This is a genomic window from Stecheria intestinalis (assembly GCF_009696165.1).
GTDB classification, from domain to species: Bacteria; Bacillota_I; Bacilli_A; order Erysipelotrichales; family Erysipelotrichaceae; genus Bulleidia; species Bulleidia intestinalis.
Window position 1 is genome coordinate 1 of sequence record NZ_VUMN01000013.1, and the last position, 12180, is coordinate 12180.

Annotated in this window: 10 protein-coding genes; 3 read left to right on the plus strand and 7 right to left on the minus strand. The window is 51.2% G+C overall.

What is annotated here, in order from left to right; genetic code table 11:
• Positions 1-277: 277 nt before the first annotated feature.
• Entirely contained in the window at positions 278-442 is a 165-nt protein-coding gene (locus tag FYJ51_RS06520) for a transposase (protein ID WP_154504353.1), read from the plus strand.
• Positions 443-512: 70 nt separating this feature from the next.
• On the opposite strand, the gene FYJ51_RS06525 is transcribed toward FYJ51_RS06520, so the two are convergent.
• The 7 genes from FYJ51_RS06525 to ppk1 all read right to left on the minus strand — a co-directional run bounded on the left by FYJ51_RS06525 (position 513) and on the right by ppk1 (position 9684).
• Positions 513-1973, minus strand: coding sequence for a GGDEF domain-containing protein (locus FYJ51_RS06525; RefSeq protein ID WP_205946222.1), 1461 nt, complete (start codon positions 1971-1973; stop codon positions 513-515).
• Positions 1974-2159: 186 nt separating this feature from the next.
• The gene (locus FYJ51_RS06530) at positions 2160-2735 is read right to left on the minus strand and encodes a ferritin family protein (RefSeq protein ID WP_105302558.1); all 576 of its coding nucleotides are present in this window, start codon (positions 2733-2735) and stop codon (positions 2160-2162) included.
• A gap of 87 nt (positions 2736-2822) precedes the next feature.
• Positions 2823-3578, minus strand: coding sequence for a peroxide stress protein YaaA (yaaA, locus tag FYJ51_RS06535; RefSeq protein ID WP_105302557.1), 756 nt, complete (start codon positions 3576-3578; stop codon positions 2823-2825).
• Positions 3575-4027 carry a thioredoxin-dependent thiol peroxidase gene (bcp, locus tag FYJ51_RS06540; protein WP_105302556.1) on the minus strand — a complete coding sequence of 151 codons (453 nt, stop codon included), beginning with the start codon at positions 4025-4027 and terminating at the stop codon, positions 3575-3577. The genes yaaA and bcp overlap by 4 nt, the downstream gene beginning before the upstream one ends.
• Positions 4028-4041: 14 nt before the next feature.
• Complete coding sequence (locus FYJ51_RS06545) at positions 4042-5808, minus strand: DUF4091 domain-containing protein (protein ID WP_154504357.1); 1767 nt, start codon at positions 5806-5808, stop codon at positions 4042-4044.
• A gap of 31 nt (positions 5809-5839) precedes the next feature.
• Positions 5840-7498: a nucleoside kinase gene (locus FYJ51_RS06550; RefSeq protein ID WP_154504359.1), complete on the minus strand. Its 1659-nt coding sequence runs from the start codon at positions 7496-7498 to the stop codon at positions 5840-5842.
• The gene (gene ppk1, locus FYJ51_RS06555; RefSeq protein ID WP_105302553.1) at positions 7495-9684 is read right to left on the minus strand and encodes a polyphosphate kinase 1; all 2190 of its coding nucleotides are present in this window, start codon (positions 9682-9684) and stop codon (positions 7495-7497) included. The genes FYJ51_RS06550 and ppk1 overlap by 4 nt, the downstream gene beginning before the upstream one ends.
• A 199-nt stretch (positions 9685-9883) precedes the next feature.
• Between ppk1 and FYJ51_RS06560 the strand changes: the two genes are divergently transcribed.
• Both FYJ51_RS06560 and FYJ51_RS06565 read left to right on the plus strand, forming a co-directional pair.
• Positions 9884-11305: an MATE family efflux transporter gene (locus tag FYJ51_RS06560; RefSeq protein WP_154504361.1), complete on the plus strand. Its 1422-nt coding sequence runs from the start codon at positions 9884-9886 to the stop codon at positions 11303-11305.
• A complete protein-coding gene (locus FYJ51_RS06565; protein ID WP_154504363.1) occupies positions 11302-12141 on the plus strand; it encodes a pyridoxamine kinase in 840 nt (279 codons plus the stop codon). Before FYJ51_RS06560 ends, FYJ51_RS06565 begins: the two co-directional genes overlap by 4 nt.
• Positions 12142-12180 lie beyond the last annotated feature (39 nt).

Below are 12180 nucleotides of genomic sequence, written 5' to 3' on the forward strand. Positions count from 1 at the left end.
AAAACAGCAGATTAGTGCCACTCTCAGAAGTCAGACGTACTTTAATCGTTTCGCCTATCTGCATGTTGGACCTGCTCCTTTTCGTGAGAACACGATTTCACTATATAAATATTTTATAATATTTATAGTGAGAAGGTAAGCATATGAATAACATTTATCAGCACCGACGGCATAACAAGAATCTGCTCATGGTACATCTGATCTTTGCGACAAAGTATTGCAAAGCCTTACTGTTCGGCACGTTCAGAACTGACGTTAAGCAATACATGTTTGATGCTTGCATCGAACATCACTGGTATATCAGGCGTGGAAAAATCATGGGCATATGCTGAAAAAACATTACTGGAAAGAAAAAACGTTATGGTCAGATGGCTATTTTGCTGCATCGATAGGACAGGTATTTCAGGAAACCATTGAACACTATATTGAGAATCAGGGCTAAACAACGTAAAACCGCCCCGTGAAGGGGCGTGGCTTCTACCGAATGACATTTTGTGAAAAGGACCGGATTCTCAGAACCCGACCCCTGTTTCCATTCCAGACTTTCCAGTTGTTTCTTTCCGGCGGTCTTCCCGGCTGTTCTCCCGATAATACCGCTTCTTTGCTTCATACATCTCTTCTTCTGCATACCGCTCAAGATCCTGAATTGAAGCACCGACATAAACTGCTCTGGAAGCACAGCCGCACGATACGGAAAGACGATCTGACAGCTTTCCTTGCCAGCTGCTCACTTCCTGATGGAACTCTTCCCGGATCTGCTTTTCAAGCTCTGCATCCGCTCTCAGCAATGCAGCAAATTCATCCCCGCCGATCCGGTAAAGGTCACCATACGGGCCCATACACTTCTGCATGCACTGCGCCGCTGCGATGATCAGTTCATCTCCAGCATCATGTCCCAGTGTATCATTGACCCGTTTCAGACCATTGATATCGATGAATGCATAGACCTTGAGAGGATCCGTATTCAGCTGCTCGCGCTTCATCGCTTCTGCATATGCTCTGCGGTTCAGGAAACCGGTCATGACATCTGTGGTAGCCTCCGCATGTGCATGTCTGATCCGCCTGTTCATCACCCCGACAAGAACCAGGATCAGGATTCCTGCGCCAGCAAGGTAAATCACCAGCATCATCAGCGAAGCAGGAAGATCTTCATTCACCATGCTCACTTCCTGTGCCACTGCGATGATATAATCTCCGCTCATCTGCACGTTGCAATAGCATCTGCGGCCATTTACCTCTGCAGTGAAAGAGGTATTGAAATGATCCGTCCGGGAAGGGTCAATCCCTGCCTCTGCAAGCGTCATGCCTTCCATGGAACTATCCGTTGCCCCGAGAATCGTGCCCTCCATAGACGCGACAATCAGCGCCGTTCCTTCATAATGAGTCATCCCGGCAATTACTTCCGGAATCTCATTTGCCCGCAGTTCTTCCAGCAGCCGAACCGGATTGATTCCGACCTGGACCATATACTCGCCCGTGCTGTTCCAGCACATGGCATACATCATCTGCCTGCCATCAGCCGTATTCGGCATGACATCCTGGCACATGGTGAGTTCCTGATCTTCCAGCATCGGCTTGAAATAGCCGATCTGTTCTCCCGAATCGAAGCTGAACCCATAGAATTCCGGATGCGTTCCGGAAATAATCGTGCCCGTCTCGTCGAAGATATGGATCTCATCCACCTTCATGAGCGAAGCAATTTCCTCAAGATCCTCCGTTCCTCCGCCATGATCCAGGATATACGCCACCGCTTCTGCCCTGGTCATGTAGTTCTCTTTCAGAGACTCGGTCAGAATTTTCTCTTCTTCTTCGTTTGTCTGTATGATCTTCTCTGCCTGTGCCATCAGCAGTTCAGAAGCGTGTTCTGCCCTGCGGCGGTTTCCATGAACCTGAATTGCCGTCCAGAGTACCAGCAGAAACACTGCTATCACTGTATACGCTGCCATCCAGAGACGTCTGTTCCTGGTTTTCATCTGCTCTCTGCCCCTCGCAGGGTACCCATTCAGATACCCCTGTTCTTTCTGACATTGTAACCTTCCATCATTCCCGCCTTCGTGCATCTTACGCTGCCGCGCCTGCATCTCACGAAGGCAGAAAAAAGCACCAGCCTTTGCTAAGCTGATGCTTCCATGCAGGAAATATGATCAGTAATACGATGTTCAGTCTTTGAAGTAGCGGTCCAGCAGGCCCTTGAATGCCTTGCCATGACGTGCTTCATCACGAGCCATCTCGTGAATGGAATCATGAAGCGCATCAAGGTTCAGTTCCTTGCACTTCTTGGCAAGAGCAGTCTTGCCAGCAGTTGCTCCGTTCTCTGCCATGACACGTGCTTCGAGGTTCTTCTTCGTGCTGTCGGAAACAACTTCACCGAGCATCTCTGCATAGCGGGAAGCGTGATCAGCCTCTTCGAACGCAGCCTGGCGATAGTACATGCCGACCTCCGGCAGACCTTCGCGCATTGCTGCACGGCTCATTGCCAGATACATGCCGACTTCAGAGCACTCGCCCTGGAATTCTGCACGGAGCTGTTCCTTGATCTCTTCCGGAACATCGCTGGCAATGCCGACCTTGTGTTCGCTTGCCCAGGTCAGCTCTTCGGTTTCCTCAACCGGTTCGAACTTGGACTTCGGCTGCTTGCAGATCGGGCATACCCATGTCTCAGGCAGATCAGCGAACTTTACTCCTTCTTTTTCCTCATCATAAATGTGACCGCAAACTGTGCATCTGTATTTCATGAAAAGTTCTCCTTCTTTCTCGTGTCACCCCTGACACGCTATATTCATAACATTGAAACAAGTACTCCGCAAGCAGTATGACCGGTTTTACTCCCAGTCCTTTCCTGATTCTTTCTGCTTCTGGATAAATACATATTCTTCTGCACCCGAAAGATCCTCGGAATAGGAATAATGCAGATTGAATTTCCGGAGTTCCTCCGGCTCGCTCACGTTCTGCTCGGCCATCCACCTGGTCATGTCTCCTCTTGCCATCTTGGCATAGGATCCCTTCGTAACCAGTTTCCCGTGATGTTCCTGCAGGAACGTGATGGTGATGACCTGTCCCTTCTTCGCATACGGCAGGATTGCTCTGCTGTATTCTTCTGAGGCAAGATTAAAGATCTGCTCGTCTTTGATCGTCTGATAGAGACGGTCACTCCAGAACTCATACAGATCCCCGGCATTGCCGCAGGCAAGCTGCGCCTGCATCTCAAGCCGGTAGGGAACCACTCCATCATACGGTCTCAGAATGCCGTAGAAACCCGACAGGATTCTGAGATGAGTCCTGATCCATGCAAGCATATCATCATCCATCGACGAAGCCGAAAGATGCTGATACGCCAGCCCGGAATACGAAAATACTGCCGCGGATTGCGGATGCGACGGATCATTCTTCAGCAGCTGTTCTGCTTTCTCTGCTAATGCATCGCTGCAGTTCCAGAGCTTCTTTCTCTCTGCTTCTGAAAGAGAGCATAATGCCTTTCTCAGCCTCATGGTGTCTTCCAGAAACTCCGGCATCTGCTCCGGCTGGAAATCGTCTCCGGTTTCCACCATCTTCTTGGCAGGCGAAAGGATGACGATCACAGTGCCTCCAGCATCTGCTGCGGATTGTCTGCCGCCTTGACTTTCTCCATGGCTTTCACGATGATGCCGTTCTCATCAATGAGATACGTGGATCGCACGACCCCCATGGTCTTTCTTCCGTACATGTTCTTTTCCTTCCATACCTCATACTTCTGAAGCACTTCCTTGTTCTCATCAGAAAGCAGGGTAAACGGAAGCTGATAATTCTGCTCGAACTTCTTATGCGATGCCACGCTGTCCTTGGACACTCCTAGAATCACGGCATCCTTTTCCTGAAACTGCGGATAGCGCTCTGCAAACCCGCAGGCTTCTTTCGTGCATCCGGACGTATTATCCTTCGGATAAAAATACAGGATGACCTTCTTCCCGCGGTAGTCGCTGAGCTTGTGCATGGTGCCGTTCTGATCCGGCAGTGTGAAATCCGGTGCTTCTGTTCCGATTTTCAGCATAACGATTCTTCTCCTTACTGTTCTGCTATCTTCTTCAGCCGCAGGACATATAATCCAGGATCGCTTCCTGCAGCTTCCCGTTCCATGAGTATCGTACCAAGACGGATCAGTTCCTGCATGCGGGATGCTTCCGAAGAGATGATTTCAGAAGAACCATCTGCCGCCGTCATCGCTCCGTGCGCATGATAGGAACCAGCAGCTCTGCGGATGGACTCCAGTCCTTCCGCAAACAGCTCTTTCTCTTCCAGATGTTCCTTCAGATACAGTGCCTTCCTGGCATTGCGGATACCCTGTGCAATCATCAAAAACCGAACGGACTCCGAAAGATCCATGCCATTTCCATCTTTCTCTCCCGGATACAGCAGGAACGTATCTCCCGATTCCAGCGGCATATAGTCTGCAGAAGAGAGAGGGTCTTCATTCCACGCATCCAGAGCCCAGCGCATATATCCATCAAAGTCGAGTGCTGCCGCATAGTACATGACCCACAGTGATTCTTCCGGTTTTGAAAATGCAAACGCATTCGGATAATTTCCGGAGCAGTTGTAGAGAATCGTTTCTTTGCCGAATGCTTTGCGATGGCTGATCTGTTCGCTGATCAGAGCGGAGTCAGAGAAACATCCAAGGCTCACCGACAGGATATCGATGTCATCATAGAACGAGACATCTTCCATCAGAGAATTGATGGAGTCAGAGATGCCAAGCGGCTTCCCGTCGCTTCCCGTCACCGACAGAATGACCTGAATGGCTGCCTGCACCATGGCAGGATCGCGTTCATCCATCGCGATGACAGTCTTGTCTTTCCAGCCCTTCTCTTCGAGATGGGCAATGAAATCACGCAGGAATGCCGACCAGATCCAGGTATATTCATCAGTTCCCGGAATGGCAGTGATTCCCTCTGCGGTTCCATCCTCATGATGCACGGTGATCTTGTTATTCCATGGCAGGATCGTGAAGCACTCGATTCGCTTATCAATCCCCTCTTCCATGCAGAGTGAAACCCACGCATCAAACGCGGAATAGTCATACACAATCTGATTCTCTGCATTTCTGCTCCAGCGGACCATGCCGGGATAATCATCATAAGTCTGATGACTCCAAGGTTCATCCAGAATCGAAGCAGTGATTGTCCTGCCGCCAGCATCATAGTATGCACGCAGAGTCTGCCTCAGCACATTCTGATGCGCTGCTGAGAACGCTTCTTCATGGTTCAGAATCTGATAATAGCGCAGGGATGCATACGGATACTGCCAGAGATCCAGAGAGAAGTTCTCTTCATTGACCAGAGACGATACCCGGATCCTGAGCCTGCATGTTTCTTCAGAAGTACCATTGCGAAGCACAATCGTTCCATCATAGGTTCCTTCATCCGTATCGCAATCCGTCCGCACCGTGATCCAGAGATATCCTGTCTCGCCCGCAGAGAATATCTTCTCCGTCTCAGCAGTGACCCGGTCCGGGGCCAAAATCGAAGGCGAACCTTCCCTGGTTCCAAGACTTGCTTCCGTATCTGCCAGCCATCCGATCGAGACGGAATCTGCAGAAAGCACTTCGCCATTTTTCCTGCTGAAGGCAGAAACGGAGGCCGAGATCGTCATTCCTGCTTCTGCGGTCACGGCAATTTTCGCAGACGAAAGATCGTCCCGCCAGACATCGATGACCGCATGATCCAGATCCTGATATGCATAGGATTCAGAAGCCTGTTCGAGCTTTCCGGGATCGCTGAAGACAGCAGAAAACGATCCGCCTTCCGCATGGACCGGCAGGATTGTCTGTATCATCAGAAGTATGACCAGAATCCATTTCACTCCATCAGTGTACCAGAATTGATCCGCCGATGAATTCTCTCATGATCGAGTTGTTCGGAATCGCCTGATCATCTTTCAGTTCCTCAAAGAAACTCAGGAACCTCAGCATCCGGACTGCTTCCGGATAGACGGCCTGATCTTCTGTCACTTCCCGTAACTGCGGTTCTGCATAGTGCTTCAGAACCGGCAGTTCATAGATCAGCGCACTGTTGAAAAACACATCTGCTTCCTGGCAGAATGGGAAGATATTGCGATCCTCGCCAGCCCTGACACTGGGCCATCTCTGCATCGTCTCCGCTGCACTCTCGCCGCGGAACTGCGCATCGCGGACAATTCTTCTCAGCATTCTCGCATCGGTAGTCGGAATGCGGTTATGCTCATCGATATTGATCTGAGTCAGCGGGCTGATATAGATCCGGAACTTCACATCATTCTGGATTCCGCTGGTCAGGTCCGGATTCAGGCAGTGCAGTCCTTCCATGATGATCGGCTGACTGCTTTCGATTGACGTGATCCTGGTTCCGAACTTCTTCGTTCCGGTCACGAAATCATAGACCGGAATATCCGTCTTCTTCCCGCTGAGCAGGCTGTCCATCTGTTCATTGAACAGGTTCAGATCCAGCGCATCCAGTCCTTCCAGGTCTCTGGTTCCATCTTTTTTCAGCGGAATATTCTTCCGCTCTTCATAGTAATCATCCGTACCGAGATACAGCGGCTTCAGCCCGAGCACACGCAGCTGGATCTGCAGGCGTTTGGCAAAACTCGTCTTTCCGGAAGAAGAAGGACCGGCGATCAGAATCAGACGGCTTCCCTGTTCTTTGATCCGGGAAGCGATTTCTGCAATGCGCTTCTCATGCAGGGCTTCATTCAGCAGAATCAGATCCTGGGCCTTTCCTTCTTTCACGGCCGTATTCAGGTCCGAGGCATATTCAATGCCCGTCAGGCGGTTCCAGTGGGTTTCTTCCGAGAATGCTTCATAAAGAAGTTTCTGTTCTTCAAACGGCGGAATGTCATCGGGATCAGACGGATGCGGGAACCGCAGCAGGAACCCGTTCATATACCGGCGCACTTCAAATAAAGTCAGATAAGACGTATCCGGGACTAATGGTTCATAGAACAGCTCTTCCTGTTCGCCAAGCCGGTACAGATAGAGTTCCTTCAGATCTGGCGCAGTCTCCAGAAGTTTCTTCTGGTCTTTCCGGAAGTCACTCTTCTTCAGAAGATTCTCTCTGGTTTCAGGAATCCGCGTGATCGGCAGTGCCATATCGGCGAGTTCCTGCATGCGAATTTCAATCCGATCAGCCGTATCCCTGCCAAGCTGCTTTGCCCGGATCGTTGTGAACAGTCCCTTGGAGAGAGAGTTCTTTACGATCGCATCTGCATCGCTTCCGAACAGATCATGAATTGCCTTGAGATACAGAAAAGTCAGAGACGATTGATAGATCATATTCCCTTCCGGATCTCTCAGATCAAGCACCTCCAGAACGCCGGACTGATCCGCTGTTTCCTTCATATGCCTGAGCTGATGGCAGAACCGCACGCCGTAGATCCTGTACGGAGCCTGCGGCTGCACCGCCTTCACGATCTCTTCGAAAAGAACCGGCTTCTGGTATGTCAGATGCAGGCCATCAAGGCCTCTGCATTTCACCGCAATCTCAATCATGATTTCTTTTTCTTCTTCTCTTTCTTCACTTTCTTCTCTTTTGGTTCTTCTTCAGACGGCCTGTACTGCGTATCAAAGATCTTTCCGCACATTGCCGCATGAGCCGGACGCATTGACGGAACTGTCTGATCAGACGCCTTCGTCAGCCGCATCATCTCTTCCTGGGAATTCAGCGGCGGCATATGATCATGGACATGATGGTATTTGCCATCTTTTGTCATCCGTCTTGCCTTCGTATTATCCCGGAAGCACAGGTCCAGATAATCATCAATCCGCTTGCGGATCGAAGCATCCATGATCGGCGTTGCGATCTCAACCCGGTGTTCCGTATTGCGCGTCATCATATCTGCCGAAGAGATATACATCTTCTCATTCCTGCCCGAGCCGAAGCGGTAGATTCTGGAATGTTCCAGGTATCTTCCGACAATCGATCTCACAGTCAGATTCTCCGTCTTTCCCGGAACCTCCGGAAGGATGCAGCAGATGCCGCGCACGATCATGCGCACCTGCACGCCGGCTTCGCTTGCCTTCTGCAGGCGGGCAATCAGATCTTCATCAGTGATGGAGTTCTGCTTGATCGTGATCTGTCCCTTCGATCCCTTGGCAATTTCTTCATCAATCAGATTCAGCAGCCCGCTCTTGAGTGATACCGGCGAAACAAGCAGATGCCGGTAATGGCCATCCAGTCTTCCGATCATCATATTCTGGAAGAACATGACCGCATCCCTGATGAGATCCTTCCGGGCTGTCAGATAAGCAAGATCGGTATAGCTCTTCGCCGTATTCTCATTGAAGTTTCCGGTTGCGATCAGCACGACATGTTCCGGTTTCTCTTCTTTCAGTCTCGTGATCAGGCAGATCTTGGAATGAACTTTGTAGTCCGTGAACCCATACAATACGGTGCAGCCTGCGTCCTGCAGTTTCTCGGAATAGTCGATATTGTTCTGCTCATCGAATCTTGCCTTCAGCTCGATCAGCACATCTACTTCCTTGCCATTCTCTGCCGCCAGGCACAGGTAATCGACAAGCCTTGCCCGCTTGGCCAGCCGGTAGATCGTGATCTTGATTGAAGCGACCTTCGGATCATTCGCCGCTTCTCTCACCAGCAGCAGGAACGGATCCATCGACTCATACGGATAGGAAAGCAGCACATCCTTCTTCAGAACCTGATCAAACAGATTCTGCTGATAATCAAACGCAGGACTCAGCTTCGGCGTATATTCCGGATACAGGAACTTTTTCTTCTTCTCTTCCGGGAGGAAATCTGCAATCTGGAACATATACTTGCGATCCAGCGGCATCTCGGACCGATAGACCATCGAATCCGTGATCTTCAGCTGGCGGAACAGATACTTCCGGATCGGTGCTGAAGGAATATCCGAGACTTCCACTCTCACCATATCCATCTTCCGCCGCTTCTTCAGCATGTCCGACATCAGTTCCCGGTAGTCCTCAAACTGATCATCAAACGTATCATCATCCACGCTGACATCCGCATTGCGGATCACATAGAACTTGAAGCGATCCTTGATCGCTGCACCCCGGAACACGGATTCCATATTGGCAAGCACGACATCTTCCATGTGGGCAAACCGGACGCTTCCATCCATCGAAGGAATCTGAACGATCTTCGGCAGCGAAGAAGGAACGGAAACCATCGCATATGCCTGGGACCCCTTCCATTTCATGATGCCGGCCGCATAGACCACTCCGGACTGCAGCTGCGGAAGCGGATGTCTCGTATCGACGATCTGCGCACCAAGAATCGGTTCCACATAGCTGTGGAAGAACTTCTTGAGCCAGACCGTATCATCTTCCGTCCAGTCCGACATCGAAAGATCCTCGATGCCAGCCTCTTTCATCTTCTGCTTGAGATCCTGATAGACGGTTTCCCGCTTGCGGCACAGCTTGCCCGAATAGGCATAGATCTTCTTGAGCTGCGTCTCGGCATTCCAGCCCGTCTTGTTATCAATCTGATCCGGATGAACCTGATTCAGTTCCGTCAGACTTCCGACCCGGACTGAAAAGAACTCATCCAGGTTCGAAGAAAAGATCGAAATGAACTTCATCCTCTCCAGTAAAGGCACCGCTGGATCCTTCGCTTCCATCAGGCAGCGGTCATCAAAACGCAGCCAGGAAATCTCACGATTCTGGGTATAACCTTCCAGATAAATATTTTTCTGCATATCCTATCACCTCAGTCACGCAAGTTCATAGTAAAGAACAGATGTTAAAATCGCGTTAAATTACGAGAACTGGCCGTATTATCTTTACTTTCTCTATTATATAGCACCGATCGCTCCTGCCGCAGACTGCAGATCTTTGGATTCGTATTCTCTGATTCCGCCTTTCCCAGCATTCTGAACAGAAGATATAATATTTCTCATGAGCAAATCGATCGACCTCGCAGCCCGCATGCGCGAGCACCAGGAAATCTCTCTTTCTGAAAAGCTTCTGATTGTCGCAAAGCTGAGCCTCCCTGCCATCCTTGCCATGATCTCGGAAATCGTCATGCAGTATATCGATTCCGCCATGGTCGGAAGCCTCGGCGCCGAAGCAAGTGCTTCAATCGGTCTGGTCGCAAGCAGCACCTGGCTGATCGGCGGACTGATCAACGCTTCTGCCTACGGCTTCTCCGTGCAGGTCGCCCATGCAATCGGAGCCGGAGATGCCGAACATGCCAGATCCGTATTCCGCCAGTCCCTGATTGTCACCTTTCTTATCTCCAGCGGTCTGCTTGCCATCGCCTTCGCTATTTCCTTCCACCTGCCGGAATGGCTCGGCGCAGATCCTTCGATCTGGGCAGACGCAACTGCCTATTTCCGCATCTATGCATTATTCCTGCCGGTCAGAGAACTCTATTTTCTCTGCCAGAGCATGCTGCAGTGTTCCGGCGACATGAAGACTCCGAGCTTCCTGTCGATTCTCTTATGTGCCAGCGACGTGGTCTTCAACTACTTCCTGATCTTTCCTTCCCTGACAATTTGCGGCATCACGGTTCCGGGTGCAGGTCTGGGGGTGGCGGGAGCAGCCTACGGCACTGCATTCTCGTATGTCTTTGCCGGCATCCTGATGGTCATTGCGGCCGTCTTCCATTCCCCGGTTCTCAGCCTGAAACACCATAAAGGCAGCTGGAAGCTTCAGAAGCCGGTTCTCAAAGAAGCGGCAGCCATCGCGATCCCGATGGGCATGGAACAGGCAGCCCTCTCAGCTGCACAGGTATTCTCCACCCGCATCGTCGCTCCGTTAGGAACGATCTCAATCGCTGCCAATTCCTTTGCGGTCACCGCAGAATCCTTCTGCTACATGCCAGGCTATGGGATCGGCTCCGCCGCCACGACCCTGGTCGGTCAGGCCCTTGGCGCGGACCGCAAGGATCTTGCCAAGAGCTTTGCCTGGCTGACAACGTTCAGCGGCATCGCGCTGATGACATGCTCTGGTCTGCTCATGTACGATCTCTGTCCGTATGTGTTTTCCTTTCTCACTCCGGTCAAAGAAGTCCAGGAACTCGGGGCAAGAGTCCTGCGCATCGAGCTTCATGCCGAACCGCTGTTTGCGGCATCGATCGTCGCAACCGGCGCATTGCGCGGAGCGGGAGATACGGCAGTGCCAGGCATTCTGAACCTCGTCTCGATCTGGGGCGTGCGCATCACGCTAGCTTCTATTCTGTCAAAATCCCTCGGCCTTCCGGGTGTCTGGTATGCGATGGCAACAGAACTCTGCTTCCGCGGTGTTCTGTTCCTGATCCGGCTTTACCGGGGAAAATGGCTGAAACGCATTGATTCCGGAAAGGAGCCTCAGGCATGAAACGGATCGTGACCATGCAGGATATTTCCTGCATCGGCAAGTGCTCCTTGACGGCTGCTCTGCCGGTATTGTCTGCCATGGGACTGGAAACGGCGGTGCTGCCGACGGCAGTTCTTTCTTCCCATACGATGTTCAAGCATGTCTCATTCTGCGATCTGACGGATCAGATTCCTGCGATTCTTCATGCATGGAACGAAGAACACTTCACGTTCTCGGCAATCTATACCGGGTATCTTGGTTCCGCAAAGCAGATCAGCTATGCCATGGATCTCTTCGACCAGTTCGGGAAAGACGCTCTGATTCTCGTGGATCCATGCATGGCAGACCACGGAAAGCTGTATCGAGGCTTTTCGATGGACTTCGTGCAGCAGATGAAACAGCTCTGCCGCAAAGCTTCGATTATCTGCCCGAATCTGACGGAAGCCTGTCTGCTGCTGGGCATTCCCTATCAGGAATCCTTCTCTGACGAAGAGCTGCAGTCCATGCTGAGAAAGCTTGCGGACCTCGGCTGTTCCACCGCCGTGCTGACCGGCATCAGCACGGAGATCGGAAAGATCGGCTCCATTGCCTATTCCCGTACTGATAATACGTTCCATGAAGCGATGACCGAAAAAGAACCTCAGCAGTTCCATGGGACCGGCGATCTCTGGGCAAGCACGTTCCTCGGAGCTCTGTGCAGAGGAAAGAAGCTTCCGGAAGCCATGCAGATTGCCTGCAGCTTCGTTCAGAAAAGCATCGCCTGCACGCTTCAGGAACCTGATCATAACCGCTACGGCGTGAACTTCGAGCAGGCTCTGCCGGATCTGATTCAGATGACGTTCACAAAAAATGTCTGACCTCAAACGAGATCAGACGTTTTTTACTGTCACTGGGCT